14 protein-coding genes and 2 tRNA genes are annotated in these 20,035 nt (G+C 70.3%); 8 read left to right on the forward strand and 8 right to left on the reverse strand.

The features are described from left to right. Positions 1–77: 77 nt before the first annotated feature. From F8O03_RS15845 to F8O03_RS15855, 3 genes are read left to right on the forward strand one after another with little or no spacing between them, the layout of a single operon-like run. Entirely contained in the window at positions 78–686 is a 609-nt protein-coding gene (locus tag F8O03_RS15845; protein ID WP_167516612.1) for a mycothiol-dependent nitroreductase Rv2466c family protein, read from the forward strand. Next, positions 686–1,231: a ribose-5-phosphate isomerase gene (locus tag F8O03_RS15850; protein WP_151424725.1), complete on the forward strand. Its 546-nt coding sequence runs from the start codon at positions 686–688 to the stop codon at positions 1,229–1,231. Before F8O03_RS15845 ends, F8O03_RS15850 begins: the two co-directional genes overlap by 1 nt. After that, on the forward strand, positions 1,224–2,186 hold the full coding sequence (locus F8O03_RS15855) for an Fpg/Nei family DNA glycosylase (protein ID WP_151424726.1): 963 nt from the start codon (positions 1,224–1,226) through the stop codon (positions 2,184–2,186). The genes F8O03_RS15850 and F8O03_RS15855 overlap by 8 nt, the downstream gene beginning before the upstream one ends. Before the next feature lie 35 nt (positions 2,187–2,221). Here the strand turns inward: F8O03_RS15855 and F8O03_RS15860 are convergent, their stop codons facing one another. Beyond that, on the reverse strand, positions 2,222–7,654 hold the full coding sequence (locus F8O03_RS15860) for an SCO7613 C-terminal domain-containing membrane protein (protein WP_151424727.1): 5,433 nt from the start codon (positions 7,652–7,654) through the stop codon (positions 2,222–2,224). Positions 7,655–7,789: 135 nt separating this feature from the next. Next, positions 7,790–8,452 (reverse strand): DUF6891 domain-containing protein, encoded by a 663-nt coding sequence (locus F8O03_RS15865; protein ID WP_151424728.1) that lies wholly within the window; start codon positions 8,450–8,452, stop codon positions 7,790–7,792. Between the two features lie 110 nt (positions 8,453–8,562). Between F8O03_RS15865 and F8O03_RS15870 the strand changes: the two genes are divergently transcribed. Together F8O03_RS15870 and F8O03_RS15875 are read left to right on the forward strand one after the other, a co-directional pair. Next, positions 8,563–9,012: a GNAT family N-acetyltransferase gene (locus F8O03_RS15870; protein WP_151424729.1), complete on the forward strand. Its 450-nt coding sequence runs from the start codon at positions 8,563–8,565 to the stop codon at positions 9,010–9,012. Positions 9,013–9,115: 103 nt separating this feature from the next. Beyond that, positions 9,116–10,540 carry a DUF2252 domain-containing protein gene (locus F8O03_RS15875; RefSeq protein WP_151424730.1) on the forward strand — a complete coding sequence of 475 codons (1,425 nt, stop codon included), beginning with the start codon at positions 9,116–9,118 and terminating at the stop codon, positions 10,538–10,540. A gap of 111 nt (positions 10,541–10,651) precedes the next feature. Here F8O03_RS15875 and F8O03_RS15880 read toward each other — a convergent pair whose 3' ends face one another. Both F8O03_RS15880 and F8O03_RS15885 read right to left on the reverse strand, forming a co-directional pair. Beyond that, positions 10,652–12,280, reverse strand: coding sequence for a Mur ligase family protein (locus F8O03_RS15880; RefSeq protein WP_151424731.1), 1,629 nt, complete (start codon positions 12,278–12,280; stop codon positions 10,652–10,654). Between the two features lie 217 nt (positions 12,281–12,497). Beyond that, a tRNA-Pro gene (locus F8O03_RS15885) sits at positions 12,498–12,574 on the reverse strand. 143 nt (positions 12,575–12,717) lie between these two features. On the opposite strand from F8O03_RS15885, the gene F8O03_RS15890 reads away from it, so the two are divergent. Next, positions 12,718–12,788 (forward strand) — tRNA-Gly (locus tag F8O03_RS15890). Positions 12,789–12,862: 74 nt separating this feature from the next. Here the strand turns inward: F8O03_RS15890 and F8O03_RS15895 are convergent. Then, positions 12,863–15,937 carry a DEAD/DEAH box helicase gene (locus F8O03_RS15895; protein ID WP_151424732.1) on the reverse strand — a complete coding sequence of 1,025 codons (3,075 nt, stop codon included), beginning with the start codon at positions 15,935–15,937 and terminating at the stop codon, positions 12,863–12,865. Between the two features lie 43 nt (positions 15,938–15,980). After that, positions 15,981–17,102, reverse strand: coding sequence for a winged helix DNA-binding domain-containing protein (locus tag F8O03_RS15900; protein WP_151424733.1), 1,122 nt, complete (start codon positions 17,100–17,102; stop codon positions 15,981–15,983). A 93-nt stretch (positions 17,103–17,195) separates the two neighbouring features. Between F8O03_RS15900 and F8O03_RS15905 the strand changes: the two genes are divergently transcribed. Beyond that, complete coding sequence (locus F8O03_RS15905; protein WP_151424734.1) at positions 17,196–17,573, forward strand: ArsR/SmtB family transcription factor; 378 nt, start codon at positions 17,196–17,198, stop codon at positions 17,571–17,573. 16 nt (positions 17,574–17,589) lie between these two features. Next, positions 17,590–18,075: an SRPBCC family protein gene (locus F8O03_RS15910; RefSeq protein WP_151424735.1), complete on the forward strand. Its 486-nt coding sequence runs from the start codon at positions 17,590–17,592 to the stop codon at positions 18,073–18,075. Positions 18,076–18,092: 17 nt separating this feature from the next. Here the strand turns inward: F8O03_RS15910 and F8O03_RS15915 are convergent, their stop codons facing one another. Further along, a complete protein-coding gene (locus tag F8O03_RS15915; protein ID WP_151424736.1) occupies positions 18,093–18,542 on the reverse strand; it encodes a hypothetical protein in 450 nt (149 codons plus the stop codon). 28 nt (positions 18,543–18,570) lie between these two features. Further along, positions 18,571–20,010, reverse strand: a complete 1,440-nt coding sequence (locus F8O03_RS15920) for an MFS transporter (RefSeq protein WP_104253109.1) — start codon at positions 20,008–20,010, stop codon at positions 18,571–18,573. Between the last annotated feature and the right edge of the window lie 25 nt (positions 20,011–20,035).

Consider the following 20,035-nt stretch of genomic DNA (forward strand, 5'->3'; position numbering starts at 1 on the left):
GCTCCTTCGGGGTCAGGGGGCCCGGGTATTCCGGGCTTGCGGCGGCCAGCCTAGTCCTGCCGAGTAGGCTTATGCGTATGCCCGCACCGATCAAAGTAGATTTCTGGTTCGACCCGATCTGCCCATTCGCCTGGATGACCTCGCGGTGGATCGACGAGGTCGCCCGCCACCGTGACCTCACCATCACCTGGCACATCATGAGCCTCGAGCTCCTCAATGAGGAGAAAGACATCCCGCAGTCCTACCGCGACATGCTGCAGGGCACGTCGCGCCTCGGGCGGGTCGTCGCCGGCGTCGAGCAGGACCTCGGCAACGAGAAGGTCAAGGCGCTCTACGACGCCCTCGGCACGCGCATCCACCCGGGCGGCCGCAAGGACCGGGACGCGGTGCTGGCCGAGGCCATCGCCGAGCTGGAGATCCCGGAGTCCATCGTCGAGCGCGCGGATGCCGGCGAGTTCGACGAGCGCTACCGCGCGAGCCACCTGTCCGGGATGGAGCGCGTGGGCGACGAGGTGGGAACGCCCATCATCGCCATCGACGGCGTCGCGTTCTTCGGCCCCGTCATCTCCCCGGCCCCGAAGGGCGAGGAGGCGCTGCGTCTCTTCGACGGCGTCGTCATGGCCGCCTCGGTCGACGGCTTCTTCGAGCTGAAGCGCAGCCGCACCCGCGGACCGGTCTTCGACTGATGCGCATCCACGTCGCCACGGACCACGCTGGACTCGAGTTCTCGCAGCAGCTGCAGGAGCACCTGCGCGAGCAGGGGCACGAGATCGTCGACCACGGGCCCGCCGAGTACGACGCGCTCGACGACTACCCCTCGTTCTGCATCAACGCCGCGCAGGCGGTCGCCAACGACTGGGCCAACGGCTCGAAGTCGCTCGGCGTGGTCTTCGGGGGCTCGGGCAACGGCGAGCAGATCGCCGCCAACAAGGTGACGGGCGTGCGCGCCGCGCTGGCATGGAGCGACGCCACGGCGCAGCTCGCCCGCGAGCACAACAACGCCAATGTCATCTCGATCGGCGCGCGCCAGCACGAGATCGCCGACGCGCTCAGGTTCATCGACATCTTCATCGCCGAGCCCTTCCCGGGGGAGGAGCGCCACCTGCGTCGCATCTCGCAGCTCGCCGAGTACGAGCAGACCGGCAAGATCGCCGGCAAGTCCGTGCTCGGTTCCGTTGGCACGGTCGTGCCGCCGATGGTGGAGTCGGAGACGCCGGCGGGGAATGCCTGAGGGCCACTCCGTCCACCGCATCGCCCGGCAGTTCACCGCGAACTACGCCGGTCGCGTGGTGGCGGCGTCGTCTCCGCAGGGCCGCTTCGCCGAGGGCGCCGCAGAGATCGACGGGCGCGAGATGGTCGAGACGTTCGCCGTCGGCAAGCACATGTTCTCGCGCTTCGATGGTGGCATCTGGCTGCGAGTGCACCTCGGTATCTACGGTGCCTGGGACTTCTCGGGTCAGGTGTCGACGACGCTCGGCCAGACGGGGGAGTACTCGCGCAGGCGTCCGGGCGTGACGATCGAGGACTCGCGCGGCGAGACGTCACTGTCGAGCATCGGGGCGCCTCGACGCACACGGCTCAAGATGGCGGAGGCCGAGCGTGAGCAGGAGCTTTCGCAGTGGCCGCCGGAGCCGGTCGGTGCGGTCCGACTTCGGCTCCTCACGTCCGAGACCTGCGCTGACCTGCGCGGTCCGACCGCGTGTGAGCTCATGACGGGCGATGAGGTCGCGGCCCGCATCGAGAAGCTCGGCCCCGACCCGCTCGTCGACCGCGGTGCGAAGGCGGAGGCGCGGTTCCTGGAACGCGCGCGGGGCAAGCGGACGCCGATCGGCATCGTGCTCATGGACCAGCAGATCGTGAGCGGCATCGGCAACGTCTACCGGGCCGAGATGCTCTACCGGGCCGGCATCAACCCGCACACGCCGACGTCGCAGCTGACCGACGAGCAGCTCAGAGAGCTGTGGCGCGACTGGACGAAGCTCCTCAAGATCGGCGTGGAAGTCGGTCAGATGATGACCATCGACGGGCTCCGAGGCAAGGCGAAGGCCGCCGCGCTCGAGAACCGTGAGGACCGGCACTGGGTGTACGGACGCGCGGGGGAGCCGTGCCGGGTGTGCGGAACCCCCATCGCGCTCGGCGAGATGCAGGCTCGCAAGCTCTACTGGTGCCCCGGCTGCCAGCTCTGAGGCCCCGCTGAGCCCTCAGGCGACGGCGGCTGCCGTCACCTGAGGGAGCTGATCGACGCCGCCGCCCGCTTGGCGTCCCGCAGTCGTGCCTCGTACGTCGTGGCGATGACGACGAGCACCGTGCCTGCGAGCGCGAGCCACACCCACCAGGGGATGACGTCGGCGACGACGGCAAGCTGCTGTCGGAACGCGGTGACTGCGTGCAGCACGGTGATGGCGGCGCCGACGACGAGCGGCGCCTGGAGGCGCCTGGTGGCGCCCCACACCGTGCTGCCGACGGCGAGGAGCCCGAGCGCGATGAGGCGCCACGGCGCGGGGTCTGCGAACTGCGCCAGGTAGCTCGGCACGAGCAGCAGCACCAGGCCGGGCGAGAGGGCTGGCCAGCTGCGCAGGGTGGGGCGCTTCGCGAGGAAGAACAGCCCACCGGCCAACAGGGTGGCACCGAGCGGGGCGGTTGCGAGCTCCAACCAGGGGATCGGGAACTGCGTGCCGAGCGTGCCTGCGGTTGCGACGACACCGGCGGCTGCGAATGCGAGGACAGGCAGACGCAGCGGCGCCTGGCCGGCCGGTGTCGGTTGCGCGGGCGCAAGCGAGGGCAGAAGCTGCGGGCGCAGCAGCGCGAGCAGCGCGAGACCGCAGAGCGCGACGACCCACGTCAGCGCGAGCTGCTGGGTGTTCTCCACGGCACCGCGCAGGATGCTCGGGAGCGCGGAGAGCACCAGCGCCACGATGGCGACGGGCACGAGCACCGTTGCGGAGAGCGCGGCGAGACGCGGATTCTCGAGCTGCTGTTGCCGCCGCCAGAGTGCGCTCGCGAACAGCAGCACCAGTCCAGCAGGAAGGACTCCCCAGAGCGGCAGCGTGATCGGGGTCAGCGGGCCCTCGGCGGCCAGGACCAGGGCGGGGCCGAGCACGGCCGCCGCGATCGCCGAGCCCACGCCGAGCGCGTTCACTGAGGCGCGCATCCACGCGGCGACCGGAACGACGGCACAGACGACGACGAGTGCCAGAGTCAGCATCGCCAGGGCGAGCTCCGGGGTCGTGAGGGAGAGGATGCGCATGGCGTCGTCGTCGCGCGGCTGTGAGACCGCGGCGACCGCGCCCGCGCTGAGCCAGATTCCAGGGGCCGCCGCGAGCCAGAGGAGGCTCTCGACGCTCGACGTGCGTGCCCCGTCGGCGGGGCTGCTGAGCCTCGCGGTTGCGATGCCTGCGGCGAGGAACACGAGGAAGGCGCCGCCGAAGGCCACGAAGAAGGATGCGCCGTCCCAGTTCGCCAGCACTTCCCAGACCCATGCGAGCGCGAGGACCGGCACGCCGAGGTAGCGGAGCAGCGCATACGGCGACCTCGCACCGAGGTGCATGCTCGCGACGACCGCCGTCACTGCGACGAGCGCCGCCGCGAGCGGCAGCGGTGTCCAGTCCTCGAAGCCGCTGGTGCGGCTCGCGGCGGCTGCGCTCGGGGCGAGCACCGTGCCGAGCAGCGCGGTCCCGAGGCCGAGCGCACGCAGCGCGATGCCGTCCCCTCGACGCGTTCCTTGCGGCGAGAGGAGCACGCCGAGCAGCGCGGAGAGCGCCCCGACGACGCCGGCGGTGGCCGCGAGCTGCACCGGCGTGGCGCTCTCGAAACCGACCAGCTGGGCGTGGTGGATGAGCATCCAGGACCCGAGCACGCCCGTCGCGTAGCTGGCGAGTCTCGTGAGGAGGCGCGTCTCCGCGAGCGTCCGGACGAGGATGACCGCTGCTGTTGCGATGACGCCGATGAGCAGCGATGTGATTGCGGCGTGCTGCTGGGCCCAGAGACTGGCCGCCTCAGCTGGCTCCCAGATAGCGACGGCGAACCCCTGCGAGGCAAGCGCGAGGAAGCCGACGACCGCGATGCTCGCGCGGCCGACGCCGGTGATGAGCCGGTTCGGGAGGCCGGCGGCGAGGAGTCCGGCGAGCAGCGCGAGCCCAAGCAGCAGGAGCCTGCCGTCGAACCGCGTGGTGAGCAGGAGCGCGACGACGACGGCCCCGCTGAGCGGTGCGACCAGGGCGAGGAGCAGCTTGCGCTTGGACCCTGCTGTGTCGGCGGACCAGACCGGGCGGAGCAGCAGCCAGGCCACGCCGCTGACGAGCAGCACGCAGGCCGTGAGCCAGATCAACGCCTCGGCGCCTGGGAGCAGGCCGGTGAGCAGGCCGTGCCGGTTCACTTCACCGCGCAGCTCGGTCGCGAGGTGCGAGAGGGCCGACAGGACGCCGATGCCGGCGGAGACCGCGCTCAGCGAGATGAGCAGCGGGCGCGCGTGGGCCGGGACGTCGAGCGTGCTGGCGGCTGCGGCGACCGCCAGGGCGATGGCGGCCCCGCCGAGGACGTAGGCGAGCGTGCTGGCGGTCGTGCCACTCGAGGCCAATGCGGGGACGAGGGCCGAGAGCGCGAGACCTCCGGCCAGGACGCACGCGGCGGCCCGCGCCGGTTCGTGGGAGCCCCGGGCTCGGCCGAACCACCAGAGCAGAAGGGCCGCGGCGATCAGCGGGATCCCAGCCGGGAAGTGGAAGCGCTCGGGGGTATCGACGCTGGGAGTGCCGACGGCGAACACGTACCAGGCGGCGGTGAGGAGACCGACGCCGATCCACGCCAGGAACGCACGTCCTCGGGCTCGGAACAGGCCCGATGGGGAGATCGCCAGCAGGACGGGGACGGCCGCCGCGATCGCGATCGTCACGGCGAAGTACTGCTCACCTGCTGGTTGTCCGAATGCGCCCGTGAAGGCTCGCGTACTCGCGAGCGCTCCGACGGCGACCGCAGCGACGGCGAGCTCGGCGGGAAGGACACGGGACGCGGGTGCGCCGCGGAGCCGCGCGACGAGGGTGCCTCCGGCGACCAGGAGGCTGGCGACGACGCCGAGCGACGCGGCGACGGCCGGAAGGTGCGAGGCCACCAGGATCGTGGCGGCGAGCGCTCCCGACGTCGCCCAGAGGGCTGTCACCATGGCAGGGAGGAGCGGCGCCACCGCTGGCACGTCGTCGTCCTGTCTCCGGCGCAGCGCCACGACGCTGATCGTGGCGACGAGCAGGGCGCCGAGGGCGGCTGCTGCGAACCAGAGCGCGCCGAGGGGAGAGGCGGATGCGGTCAGCAGCGCGTCCGCCTCGGCGCGATGCGCCGCCGCCCGCACGATGGCGAGCAGGACAAACGAGACCACGAGCGTCGGGATGGCCGCCGAGTAGGCGAGCAGCGTGCGCTCGGCTGCTGCGAGCCACGGTCTGGGAAGGAGAAGCGCTGCGGTAAGCAGCAGCGCGATGCCGAGGTACGCGCACGTGACGGCGAGGTTCGTGCCGAGCACGCCGGACGAACTCCAGGCATCTCGTGTGAAGGCCACGAGCAGCGGGGCTGCGAGGAGTTGCACTGCGGTGAGCGCGGTGAGTACCGGTCGGAGTGCCGACGGGTTCGTCGGCGCGGAGAAGCGCAGGCAGAACGTGAGGGCGGCGGCGGTGAGGAGGGCGATGGTCTCGAACGGGGCTGCCGCGAGCGCAGGCAGGAGCGAGGCGAGGATGCCAGCTCCGGCGATGTACCGCAGGGTGACCAGCAGCTCGACTCGGCGTGGGTCTTCGTGCGGAGCGGCTGACAGGTTCCGTGCAAGCAGCACGGCACCGACGGCGGCCCCGGCGCCGATCGCCAGGTTCGCGATCGTGACACTGAAGGGTCCAGGGGTGCTGGCGGCTGCGCACAGCGCGAGGAAGGCCACGGCCGCGGCGAGCGCAGCCGTGAGGCGCTGGAGTCGCCGGGGGACGAGCAGCAGCAGGCCCGCCGCGAGAGCGAGCCCGACCGCGCCGCTCGCGATCGCCCACCAGGTCCCGCCTTGCGCGCCCGCGAATGCTTCTGCCATGCCGGCCTGGTCGGCACGGACGAACGCCAGGAGGGCGCGCAGGGGGAGCACGGTGAGTGCGAGCGAGAGGACCGGGACGACGGCTGCACCGACGGTCGTCCAGCTCCAGGCGGTGACCGCGATCTGCACGGACGAAGCCGTCGGCTGGGCGGAGTTGGCCAGCCGAGCTCTGAGGACCTGCCCCGCGGCGAGCGCGACCGGGATGAGCGCCAGTGAGAGCGCCAGCCTCACGGAGCCGGTGAAGCTCAGGGGCACCGCGCCGAGGGCGAGCGCCGAGAGCACTCCGAATGCGACGAGGAGGGTGCGACCGCCGAGCGCACCGCGCTCGCGGCTGACGAGCCAGGCGAGGAGAGCGGCGGATGCGGCCGCGATGACGAACAGGACTGCGTAGCCGAGCCATGGGTCGTTGCCCGTCGCCGCGGCCGCACCGGAGAGTACACCGGCGGCGAGCGCGACGGCGCCGGTCACGGACAGGATCCAGCGCTCGAGCGAGCGCGGTGCTGCCGTGCTGAAGGCGTCGGCGTCGGGCGAGGGCGGCCCTGCCGCGGCCGGTGGTGACTGCCTGATCCGCAGGAGCACGTGGAGGGCGGAGGCGGCGCCCGCGAGGACCAGCGCGAGCACGAGTCGCTGGACGGGGGAGAGCAGTGCGGAGGTGGCGCCGGCCACGGTGAGCGCGATCGCCGGTAGCACGGTGAGGCTCGCCGCGATGCCGGGGGCTCGCAGATGTGCGAGGCGATGCCACGTCTCGAAGGCGGCCGTCGCGACGAGGAGCCCGACACCCCAGTACAGCGTTCCAGGGGCACGGTCGGCGCCGAAGAGCCCCGTCGCCTGCACTGCCCAGACGTCGAGGACCACGAGGACGATGCCGAGCGCGGCGATGCCCTCGGCAGTCGCCGAGAGCTTGCGCCGCTTCAGGATGCTGGCGGTTGCGACGACCGCCAAGGTCACTCCTGCGGTGATGGCGGCCTTGACCTCGACGCCGAAGACGACCCAGGCGAAGGTGAGGAAGACGACCGCGGCGATGCTGAGGAGCCCGATGCCGAGCACCAGCAGCAGGAGCTGCACGCTGGAGCGTCGTGGGCGCTGCGGTTGGGTGGGCTGCATCGAAGGCGGGTGCTGCGCCGGTGGCAGCTGGTCCGCAACCGGAACGCGGGGCGGCGCGGAGCGCACGATCGGGGACGGCTCTGGCGCGGCGGTCGCTGCCGCCCCGAGGTGCCCCGCAGCGCCTCCGAGGAGCCGTGCGTGATCGGCCGCGAGCACCGCATCGCTCGCCTGAGCTCGCCCCTGCCGCTCGCTCTCGAGGCGACGCTGCTCGGCTCGTGCCTGCTGCGCGTGCGCTTCGGCCGCGGCCCTGGCCCGCGCCTGCTCGCCGGCCGCGACGATGAACTCTCCGCGCGCGAGCAGGGGCTCGCGCGCTTGCTCACCGAGGTCGAGCAGGTGGCCGATGACGGCCGGATCGCGGGTGAACCCGCAGCTCGGGCAGGAGGCGCCTGGAGCCCCGTACGTCTCGAAGCACGACGGGCACTTGCTCGGGTCGGTCAGATCGCCGAGCGTCTTCGGGAACCGTGGCCTCTGGGCTGGTCTGCCCGCTCCTGCGTCAGTCACTCTGCGTATCCCCCTGGGTTGTCTGGCCGTCAGCCTAGCGAGCGTGCCGCTGGAATGCCGGTTTCAGACAGGGGTGGGGGAGGAGGGCCCGCAGAGAGGCAGGCTCTGGTTGCCGAGAATGGAGGGGTGCGCCGGTCAGGCGCTGACGAGCGGGAGGCGCTTGCGCCAGTTGCTGATCGAGACCGAGATGCGGCTCGACGGTTCCTCGTCCCAGTCCACCGCGAGTCCGTTGCTGCGCATCGTGGTGGTGATCAGGCGACCGAGCTGACGTTCGGCGTCCGCACGCTCGTCGGCCGTCCCCGCGTCGTGCGAGGCGAAGAGACCGAATGCGAGGAGGAGCTGCGCGTCGTCGCCGGCGAGCCGCTCCGCATCCTGCTGGTGGAAGAAGACGTACCCGCTCTGGGCATCCGCGTCCTTCTCGCCTTCGATCTCGGTGCGTCCGCAGTTCTGGCAGCAGGCGAAGTTCATGCGGGCGACGACACCGGCCTGCTCCAGGTCGGCGAACGCGGCACGCAGCTTCTCGTAGTCGCCCTCGCTGGACCAGTCGCGCTGGCAGTCGGCGAGGTCATCCCAGGTCGCGGTGACGATCCGCTCGATCTCGTCGGCACGAACGGGCAGCGCTTCATCCTCAGCGAATGAGCCCGCCGTCTCGAGGGCCTCGTCAAGCGACACGAAGCCGGGACGGATGAGCTCGACGGTCTTGGCGCGGAGGGTTTCCCGAGGGTTGTGAACGCCGTGCGGCTGGTGCTCGGCCTGGGGTGTGGTCGAGGCTGGGCGGAGGTACTTGAACAGATCCACGGCGGAGACTCTACGTCTCCGGGACGGGTACGTCCAACCGTGAGCAGTTCAGGGTCCCCTTCATGCCGGTTCGACTTCCGCATGCAGCCGTTGAGGCGGAGACTTACGGCATGACTGACTGGAATGTGCGACCTGTGACGTCCGCTGACGAGCCCCAGTGGCGCGAGCTCTATCGGGGCTACCGTGAGTTCTACGGGGTGCCGCAAGACGAGTCGAAGCTGGATGTGGTCTGGTCCTGGCTCGGTGACGAGGCGCACGAGACGCATGGCTTCGTCGCCGTCGACGAGCAGGGGCGCTTGGGTGGGCTCGCACACGTGCGCCGCTTCGCGCGTCCGTTGTCTGCGACGACGGGGCTCTACCTCGATGACCTCTTCACCTCGACGGAGGTTCGCGGAGGCGGCGCCGGGAAGGCGCTGCTGCTGCACCTCGGCGACTACGCGCGCGACTCCGGCCTCAGCGTCGTGCGCTGGATCACCGCCGAGGACAACACCACCGCGCGGCGCCTCTACGACGCCGTCGCGACGCAGACGTCGTGGGTCACCTACGACATCGTCTCCTGATCATCGGGTCAGGAGCGACTGCCTCTGTCGGCTTTCACCGATTCGCGAGACACTGTGCCAGATCGGGCTCGAGCTCGACGCTTCGACGAGGAAGGCCACCCCGATGCCGACACACCTCAGCCGCCTGCAGCGTGACCGCGCGCCGCGCCCGAGCCGTGACGAGCTCTACGCGGCCGGCAAGGCGCTCCGCAAGACGCAACCGCATGTGGAGCACGCCATCTTCGTCGCGGGAGAGCGCGACCCGAGGGCGATCCTGGCCGAGCAGAACGCGGCGAGGCTGCCCGAGCTCGTGCCGCTTCGCATGGGGCGGATGCTCGACAGCGCCTTCACCTTCTATCGGGGCACGGCCGCCATCATGGCCCACGACCTCGCGCAGGGCGCCACCACGGGCATCCAGGTGGTCGCGTGCGGTGACGCCCACCTGAGCAACTTCGGGCTCTTCGCGTCGCCGCAGCGCACGCTCGTGTTCGACCTCAACGACTTCGACGAAGCGGCGTCAGCGCCGTGGGAATGGGATCTGAAGCGGCTCGTCGCGAGCGTCGTCATCGGCGCCCGCGACCTCGGGCTGACCGAGGAGAAGACGAGGAAGGCGGCGCGCAAGGCCGCCGCCGCCTACCGGGAGGGGATGCGCGAGATGGTCGGCCACTCCGCCCTCGACCGGTACTACCTGCGGCTCGACACGGATGTGGCGCACCCGTCGTTCCGCACGGAGGCGCAGGATGTTCTCGCGAAGGCGACGAAGAGCGCGAGGAAGCGCACGTCCCAGAAGTTCGTCGACAAGCTCACCGAGCGAGCGGCCGACGGAACGCGGCTCATCGTGGAGAACCCGCCCGTGATGACGCACGTCCCGCCGGAGTCGGAGGCGCGCGTCGAGGAGCTCTTCGAGCAGTACCGCGCCACGGTGAGCACCGACGTGGCGTTCCTGCTCGGCAGCTTCACGCTCACGGACGTCGCCCGCAGAGCCGTCGGCGTCGGTAGCGTCGGCACGCGGTGCTTCATCCTGATCTTGACCGGGCCCGCGGGTGAGGCGCTGGTGCTGCAGGTGAAGGAGGCGCCCGCGTCGGTGCTCGAGACCTACGGCGACGTCGACCCGCGGCGCCTCCTGCAGGCGCGGACGCGCGCCGAGTACGACGAGCTCGGCGAGGGGTACCGGGTCGTGAGCTGCCAGCGCATCCTGCAGGCCGTCTCCGACCCCTTCCTCGGCTACCTCCGCTTCGCGGGCGAGGACGGGATCGAGCGCGACTTCTACGTGCGGCAGTTCAGGGACATGAAGGGCTCGGTCGAGCTCGAGCAGCTGACCCCTTCGGAGTTCTCGAAGTATGGCGAGGCCTGCGGAACGCTGCTGGCCCGCGCGCACGCGCAGAGCCCGATCGCCCCCATGATCGCCGGCTACCTCGGCAAGAGCGGGTCGTTCGACGGCGCGATCGCGGAGTGGGCCATCGGCTACGCCGAGCAGTCCGCCCTGGACTACGCCGAGCTCCTCGCGGCCCGGGACCGTGGCGACTTCGAGGCCGTCTCCGACCGCTAGCGTCCCCCGCATGCCGTGGGCTTGCTGGCCTCGCGGACCGCAGACCTGGGCCTCTTCCATCCGCGATCTGAGATTCGGGTGGAGAAAGCCCAGGTCTGCGACGGAGCGAGGTCAGGAAGCGCGCCGCTCCCGGGTGCTGTCCATCGCATCCGGCGACCCCAACGTGGACGGTGCCTGCTCCGCGAGCCAGCCGTGCTCGCGGAGAGCGGCGACCGCCGCCTCTCGGGCCGAGTACGGCACGATGCGGCCGTCGACCTCGACATCAGCGCGGTGTCCGTGACCGCCGATGAAGATGAGGTCGCCGACCTCCGCCATCGCGACGGCGTGGCCGATGCCGGTCGCCGAGTCGGCGATCTCGTACAGTTCCCGCTCGGGGAACTCCGCGCGGATCGTCTCGACGAGCGTGCGGCGGATGCCGTCCGGGTCTTCCGTGCGCGGGTTGTAGTCCGTGACGATGACGACGTCCGATTCCTCGCTCGCGGCGCGGGCCATCTCGGGCCGCTTGCCCTTGTCGCGGTCGCCGTCCGCGCCGAAGATCATGAAGAGCCGGCCGGGGGTGAAGGGGCGGAGCGCGTGCAGCACCGCGCGGAACGACGCCGCCGTGTGGCCGTAGTCGACGTAGACGCGCAGCTCGGAGTCACCCGACACGAGGTCGAGGCGGCCGGGGACAACCGGGTGGAGGCCGTCGGTCGCGGCAAGCGCTTCGCGGATCTCGTCGAGGGAGGCGAGTCCGGCGCCGATGACGGCGACGACCGCAAGCGACAGGTCGAGCGCCGTGAAGGCACCGGGCAGGCCGATGCTGGAGGTGAGCTCCTCACCGTTCGGCCCGCGAAGGGTGAAGTCGGTGCGCTCGAGGCCCTCGGTGTCGATGTGGAGCAGCCAGTCAGCGATGTCCGCGCCCTCCGCCGTGTCCCGAGCGACCGTGACGACGGGGATCTGCGCCTCGCGGGCCGCGCGGCGACCCCACTCGTCCTCGATCGCGATGACGCCGCGCTTGGCGTGCCTGGGGGTGAAGAGCGTGAGCTTCGAGGCGAAGTAGTTCTCGAGCGTGCCATAGACGTCGAGGTGGTCCTGCGAGAGGTTCGTGAAGATCGCGCTCTCGAAGGGCAGGCCGTCGACGCGGGCACCGTCGAGCCCGTGCGAGGAGACCTCGATCGCCGCCGCCTGCACGCCGTCCTCGGTCATGCGGGCGACGAGGCCGTGCAGGTAGTCCGACTCTGGGGTCGTGAGGCGGCCGGAGAGGCGGGTCTCGAGTCGCGCATCGCCGACGATGCGCTCGACGGTTCCGGAGAGGCCCGCCTTGAGGCCGAGCGAGAGGAAGAGCGCGTGCAGCAGGTAGCTGGTCGTCGTCTTGCCGTTGGTGCCGGTCACGGCGAAGAGCGGGGGAGCCGTGATGTCGGTTCCGAAGACCGTCGCGGCGGCGATGCTCATCACCGCGCGCGGGTTCTCGACGACGATGGCCGGGAGCTCGTGCTCGGCCGCCAGCGCGGCCCCGGCAGCGTCGGACAGGACGGCGACGGCCCCGGCACGCACGACGGCGGGCAGGAACTCGGCGCCGTGTCGTTGCGCGCCCGGAATGGCGACGTAGAGGTCGCCGGGGCGGACGCGGCGGGAGTCGCTGGACACGCCGGTGACCTGGACGTGCGCGCCCGCGGCGGAGACCGACCCACCGGTCGCGTCAGCGACCGCGGCGAGCGGAACGGAATGCGGGCTGTTGGGGCGTGCCAGGTCTGACTGCAATGGTGTTCCTCTCGGAGAGCGCTGGGGCGCCGCGGATGGCCTTCACTGCAACGCCCCGGCCGCCGCCGGTGCGACGAAGCCTCATCACGCCGACGTGCAGATAACAGGAAGATAACGACGCTCCATATGCGGACCACCCGGCATACATGTGAGGCGTCTATGAACGGCGCATGAGGGAACGCGAAAAGCCCCCTCGAGAGGGGGCCAAAGCGGGGTCTGGTCGGGGTGACAGGATTCGAACCTGCGACTTCCCGCTCCCAAAGCGGGCGCTCTACCAAGCTGAGCTACACCCCGGTGCCGATCGCTCGGCGAACCGCAGGTAATGCTACCGGACGCACAGGGCGTCGGAGACCACTCTCGCGGACGGCGACGCGCGGGTCGCAGTGCGAGTTCACGGACCGCCCGAAGATGCGGTAGCATTCTCTTCGTCCCGATTCGGGGCTGTAGCTTAGTGGTAAAGCCTCTGTCTTCCAAACAGATGATGCGAGTTCGATTCTCGTCAGCCCCTCGACATGAGATCCCGGTCAGCCCGCGCAGGGCGGCCGGGATTTTCTCGTCCGTGCACGCAGCCTCCCGGGCGACTTACACCAGCAGCTCACGGATGTCGTCGGCGGAGAGCTCGGTGCTGAAGAGCTCGTCGTCGTCGATCACCGCATCGAAGAGCTTCGCCTTGCGCTCCTTGAGCGCCATGACCTTCTCCTCGATCGTGCCCTCGGCGATCATCCGGTAGACCATGACGCGTCGCTCCTGCCCGATGCGGTGCGTGCGGTCGATGGCCTGTTCCTCGCTCGCGGGGTTCCACCAGGGGTCGAGCAGGAAGACGTAGTCGGCCTCCGTCAGGTTCAGCCCGAACCCGCCCGCCTTCAGGCTGATGAGGAACACGGGGGCCGTGCCCTCCTTGAACGAGGCGATCACGTCGGCTCGCTTCGTTGTCGTGCCGTCGAGGTAGACGTACGGGATGCCCTGCGTCTCGAGGCGGGCGGCGACGAGCTTCAGGTAGGAGGTGAACTGGCTGAACACCAGCGCACGGTGCCCCTCGGCGGCGACATCGGCGAGGTGCTCGAGGAGGGCATCGAGCTTGCTCGACGGGACGTCTCCCGGCGCCATGCCGTCGAGTCCGGCGTGGATGAGCGCGGGGTCCAGGGCGAGCAGCCGCAGGAGTGTGAGCGAGCGGAACACCGTGAAGCGGTTCTTGTCGAGGTCCTCGAGCAGGCCGAAGAGCTTCTGACGCTCCCGCTGCAGGTAGAGGTCGTAAAGCTCGCGATGCTCGTCGCTCAGCTCGATGAACAGCGTCTGCTCCTGCTTCTCCGGCAGTTCGGGTGCGACGCGCTCCTTGGTGCGGCGGAGCAGGAAGGGGCGGATGCGCGCCCGAAGTCGTGCGAGCCGCTTGGCCCGCACCTCGGCGCTCGCCGGCTCGCTGAGGCCCGCGCCGACGCCCTCGCTCACCCCCTGCCGCCTGCCCTCGATCGTGCGCACGTACTCTTCGCCGAAGCGTCGCGCTGAGGGGAACAGGCCGGGGGCGGTGATGGCGAGCAGCGCATGGAGCTCGGTGAGGGAGTTCTCGAGCGGGGTGCCGGTGATCGCCAGCTTGAACGGCACCTCCAGCTCGCGCGCGCATTCGCTGACGAGGGAGTTCGCGTTCTTCACGAACTGCGCTTCGTCGAGCACGAGGCCCGACCATCCCGTTTCCTCGGCGACGGCGCGGTAGGCCTCGAAGTCGAGGCGGAAGAGGGCGTAGCTCGTGACGACGATGCTCGCCCCGCGCGCGACGTCGGCGATCCGCCTGCCAGAGGAGGCCTGCGTCGCGTCGACGACGCGCGTCACCAGCTCAGGGGTGAACCTCGCCGCTTCCGAGGCCCAGTTCGCGACGACGGACGTGGGCGCGACGACCAGGAGGGGTGCGGGCTCGCGGCCCTCCGGCGCCTCCTCGCGTGCGTGCTGTGCGAGCGCGAGCGTCTGCAGCGTCTTGCCGAGACCCATGTCGTCGGCGAGGATGCCGCCGAGCCTGTTCCGCCAGAGGAACGCGAGCCAGTCGAGGCCCTCCTGCTGGTAGGGGCGCAGCTCTGCCTGGAGTCCGCGGGGAGGGGCGATGGGTGATGGAGCATCATCCTGCAGCTCGCGGAGCAGCTCCCGCCACTCCACCGCAGGCTTCGCCTCGTCGGCGAGGTCCTCGAAGTCCGACCAGAGGCTCGCGTGCCGCCGGCTGATCTGCAGGCGGTTCGGCTCCCACTCGTTGAGCCCCTGCGCCTCGCTGATGAGCTCGCGCAAGGGTTCGAATGCCGGGTGCTTGAGGGAGAGGTAGCTGCCATCGATGAGCAGCAGCCTGGGCCTGCCGAGGGCGAGCGCCTTGAAGAGCTTCGTGAACGGGATCACCTTGCCGTCGACCGTGACGGTCACGCCGAGGTCGAACCAGTCGTGCCGTTCGGTGGGCACGGTCGTGACCGTCAGGTTGGGCGCGCCGCGGAGCTCGCGGTACTCCGGTGGTGTCCCGACGGTCTCGACGCGAACGCCGGGCAGGCGCTCGAGCAGCGGCAGCGTCTCGGCCGCGAAGCGCGCGGCATCGATCTGCGTGAGCGTCACGCGCACGGGCAGGGAGCCGGGTGCGTCGGCGTCCTCGGGCATCCAGTCGCGCGGCAGCAGGCCCTCGTCGATGACGGTCGAGAGCGCCGGCGGCGTTGCTCGCGACCGGGGGTTCGCCCACTTCCAGCGCAGCTCGAGGCTGTGCCGTGGGCCGAAGGTGGCCGTGAGGACGAGCTCGGCGGGTGCCGGGTCTGGGATGCGCACGGACGCGTCGGCGCTGCCGAGCCGCAGATGCGCCGCGAGTTCCGCCAGATGGGCATGCTCGAACTCGGCCGCGTCGTGGCTCGGAACCGTGAATCGCGCCCGCTGAGCGTTGCCCGGAGCGAGGAGCGCGAGCTGCGCTGGTGTGAGGCGCGTGTCACTCGGTGCCAGGCGGATGCGGTCGGGATTGTCGGCGTCGAAGGTGTAGATGCCGTGGTCGCCGATGGGCCGTGCCGTCTCGAACTCGACCTGTGCCTCCCCGACCATGAGGAGCGGGGCCAGGGTGAGTCCCGTGTCCGTCCGCCGGGCGTCGAGCGTGAGGCTCGAGGTGTGCTCGAGCGCGATCGTCGCGCTCTTGGCCGTGCCGACGAACGCGATGTCCTGGCTGGTGGCCTCCTCGAGCATCGTCCACATGACGGGGCTCGTCGCCTCGTCGAGGAACATCCATTCGCTGTCCTGCCCCGGCTCCGCGGGTCGTGCCGCCCGGTGCAGCGCGAAGAACTGGGCGAACCATGCCTGGTGCCGTGGGTCGAGGTCGCGGCGCCCGCGCAGGTGCTGCAGCTTCGCCCAGGTCAGGTCGCCCTTGACCCACTTGCCGCGCACGCCCTGCATGACGGGGCGCACGCCCAGGCGCAGCTCCTCGAGGGCGACGCCGGTGCCCTGTTCCCCTGTGAACGCTCGGCGCGACGTCGGCCCGTTCCAGCGGTACATCGTTCGCGGAATGAGCTCTCGCACCTCGAACTGCAGCGCGAGCGGCACCACCCGGTCCTGTGGTGCTGCCTGGGATGATGCTTCGGCGGCGTCCGGCTTCTCGAGCAGGCGAGTGAGCGCGTTCCGCCACGATGCTGGCGCGGGGGTCTCACTCGGAAGGGTCACCGGTGCAGTCTACGAACCACCACCCCCACGCGGGCATCCGCGGTCAGGTCAGCAGCGATTCGCCGACGCTGAGGGTGCCGTCCACGCCGAGGAATGCGGCGTAGCGCTCGACCTGCGCCGCCGCTTCGCGCAGCGTCGGTGCTGAGAACGTGCCGGAGATGGGGGTCGCGACCACCCGGGTGCGCTTGGCGGTCGTCGTCTTGGACCAGAGTCCGAGGCACCTCCCGCGGTGCACGACCGTCGCCCGGAACATCCCGTTGCCGCCCGGCACGATGAGGTCGGGGTGATCGGGATGCACGCTCGCCGAGCGGTCCTGGTAGCCGAGGACCCACTCGTCGAAGCCCGGAAGCAGCAGGGTCGGGGCGCTCTTCGGCGGCTCCCGCTCATCCAGCGCCTCAGCGACGACGAGGTGGCGCGCGCCGTCGAACTGCACCCCGGCCAGCGAGTCACCCAGCTCGTCGACCGCCGACCTCAGCGTGGCGAGCGGCAGCTTGCACCAGTACTGCAGGTCGGCGAGCGTCGCTGGGCCGTGACCTCGCAGGTAGCGCCGGACGAGTTCGCGCACCGCGGCGTCCTGGTCCAGCGTCACCGAGCTGGCGATCCATTCGGCGCCGAGCACCAGCTGCTGCTCGGCCCCTGCGAACGGACCGTAGACGAGGGTCGCGTCGAGCGACAGCAGCCACAGGAGGTGCGCGCCACGCTGGCCGCCGGTCGCGATGCCGTCACGTTCCCAGGCGGCGAAGAGCTCGGCGCGCGTGAGGCGTCGGTTCTCCCCTCGCGCATCCATCTCGGTGTGCAGCGAGTGTCGGGCGGCGCTCTCGGATGCCGCGTCGATTCCCAGGTCCTGGTGGCGCTTGCGCATGGATGCACGTGCGCGGTCGGCGGTCAGCAGCTGCAGCCAGCCGAGGTCGCGGGCGGGCACGACGTGCAGCGTCCCCCGCAACGGCCAGCAGCGCACGAGCTCTCCGCGGTCGAAGCTCGCCCGCACCTCGTTGATCGTCCATCCGGAGCGGAGTCCGAGCGACCAGAGCGCGCCGGGCAGGTCCTGTCCCTGCATAGCGAGCAAGCGCTCCGCAGTACCCGCGACCGTGAGGCGGTCGCCCGTGAGCAGCTGCGCTCGCTGGCGCAGGCCGAGGAGCTGCGCGCGCGTGAGTTCCGTGGTCATGACGTCAGTCTTGCGGATGCGCCCGGTGGACGAGGGAACTGCGCGGCCGGTTTGCCTTGCGATCGCCACGAGTCAGGCGTAACGTACAACCAAATGGTTATACGACAGCTCAGCGAGGACGACGTCAGCCGCATCTTCCAGGCCCTGGCCGATGCGACGAGGCGCGACATCCTCACGCGCGTGCTCCGCGAAGAGCAGTCGGTGACGAGCCTCGCGGAGGCCTACGCCATGAGCTTCGCGGCCGTGCAGAAGCACGTCGCCGTGCTCACGAGGGCGGGCCTCACGCAGAAGCGGAAGCAGGGGAGGGAGCAGCTCGTGCACGCCGACAGCGCGACGATCACCCGAGCGACCCGGCTCCTCGCGTCCTACGAGCAGCTCTGGCGCGAGCGCAGCTCCCGCATCGACGACCTGCTCGCCGACGACGACAAGACCAGCACACCGACCCCGCGCGCCGACGCCGACGAGCGGTGAACGAGAGGAAGAGATTATGCCCGTCATCTCCACGCAGAAGGACGCGGATCAGCTCACGCTGACCGTCGTCACCGAGCACGCCGCCACACCGGAACGGGTCTGGCAGCTCTGGGAGGACCCGCGCCAGCTCGAGTGCTGGTGGGGTCCGCCGACCTGGCCCTCGACGGTGGACTCGTTCGAGTTCGCGCCGGGCGGCCAGGTGGCCTCGCACATGACCGGCCCGGACGGCAGCACAGCTGGGGAGTGGTGGGAGTTCGTGACGATCGAACCGCACCGCACGCTGTCGTTCGACAACGGGTTCGCGCACGATGACGGCTCGCGGAACCACGAGCTGCCCGTCATGCGCTGCACCGTCACCATCGAAGGCCAGGGGGACGTCACCCGCATGACCACCGTGTCCGTGTTCTCGTCACCGGCCGACTTCGACAGCGTCCTCCAGATGGGGATGGCGGAGGGCATGACCGAGGCCATGGGGCAGATCGACGGGGTCCTCGCAGGCTGAGCCGTTGGCTCGGGCGCTCAGCTGCGAAGCGGGCTTCTCGCGAGCACCTGCACGTCCCAGACGTCGTCGATGTCGTAGCCCACGACGACGTGCGCCCCGGCGACGTCGAAGTTGTCCTGGTACTCGTCGGCGCGGACGGGCTCACCCAGGACGCTGCGCACCTCATCCTTGTACGCCGTGGCGAAGTCGATGCCCTCGATGAGCTGGGCCGGCCGTGCGTAGGGCTCGAAGCCCTCACCTCCGACCAAGGTGACGATGGCGGCATCGAGCTTCGCCCGCTCGACGATCACCGTCACCCCCGCCTGCCGGTACTCGAGGTACGTGCGCGCGAGTCCCGACGCGCGCTCGCGCCTCACGGGGCCGGGCAGCGAGGCGAGGAGGCTCGCGGACTCCGCGTGCGTCTCAGGATGCCCGAAGGCGGCGATGTACCTCGCGACATCGCCGCCGAGGCGGATGAGCTCTGCCATTCGTTCCTCCGAGTGCCGCGAAGCCCGGTTACCTGTTGACCTTGCCGACGAGATGCTCGCCGGCGGCGACGCGCTCGGAGTCGTCGCTGCCTGGGATGACGTTGCCGCGCAGCGAGCGACCGGCGGTCTCCTTGAAGGTCAGCACGGAGATGAGGCCGATGAGACCGGCACCCGCGAGGTAGAAGCCGGGGATGAGCACGTTGCCGGTCTGGTCGATGAGCCAGGTGTTCGCCGAAGCCGCCGTGCCGCCGAAGATCGCCGTGGAGATGTTGTAGCCGATGGCGAAGCCCGAATAGCGGACCGCGGTCGGGAACAGCGCAGGAAGCGTCGAGGAGATCGTCGAGATGATCATCACGAGGAACAGGCCGAGGATGCCGAGCCCCGCGATCTGCGCGACGAGCGACCCGGTCTGGATGAGCATGACCGCAGGCACCGAGAACACCGTGAAGCCGATGCTCGCCGCGATGAGCTGCGGCTTCCGGCCGATGCGGTCGGAGAGGGCCCCGAACGGCACGATGACGGCCATCATGAGGAGCTGGATGACCACCAGCGAGAAGGTCGACTCCGCGGTGCTCTGGTCGAGGGTCGTCGACAGGTAGGTCGGCATGTAGGTCAGCACGAGGTAGAAGGCGACGTTGATGAGGATCACGAAGCCGAAGAGCTTGAGCACCTGCATGGGGTAGTTCTTGAGCAGCGACACGAGGGCGCCGATCGCGGACTGCTTCTCGCCCGGCTGCTGCGCGTCGTCGACGAACGTCTCCGACTCGCTCAGGTGGCGGCGCATCCACAGGGCGACGAGGCCGAGGGGGAGCGTCAGCAGGAACGGCAGGCGCCACCAGCCCTCGAGCATCCCGTCGTCGCCGACGATGAAGGCCAGCGTCGTGCACAGGATGGCGGCGGCGCTGGCACCCGCGAGGGTGCCGAACTCGAGGAACGACCCGAAGAAGCCGCGCTTGTCGTCCGGAGCATGCTCCGACATGAAGATGGCCGCGCCGGCGTACTCGCCGCCCGCCGAGAATCCCTGCAGCATGCGGAGCAGGATGAGCAGGATGGGCGCGGCGAAGCCGATCGAGTCGAAGGAGGGGAGGAGGCCGATCGCGGCGGTCGAGAGGCTGATCATGATGATCGTGAAGACGAGCACCTTCTGGCGCCCGATGCGGTCACCGAGGGGGCCGAGCACGATGCCGCCGAGCGGACGCACGAGGAACGAGACCGCGAACGTCGCGAACGTGAGGATGAGCGCGAGTGCGCCACCCTGGTTCTCGCTGAAGGTGAAGAACAGCTGCGAGACGTAGATGGCGAGGTAGCCGTAGATGCCGTAGTCGAACCACTCGATGGCGTTGCCGATGGCGGAGCCTGCGACTGATCTCCGTGCCGTCTTGCGCTGGATGGGGGTGAGATCGATCTCTCGGGTCAGGGGTGGCAGGGTGGCGCTCTGGCCCCCTGTGCTGGACTGATCAGAGGACATGGGGGCTCCTTGCTGGAAGTTCCAC

It is taken from the genome of Pseudoclavibacter terrae, assembly GCF_008831075.1.
In the GTDB taxonomy this organism is placed as follows: Bacteria; Actinomycetota; Actinomycetes; order Actinomycetales; family Microbacteriaceae; genus Pseudoclavibacter; species Pseudoclavibacter terrae.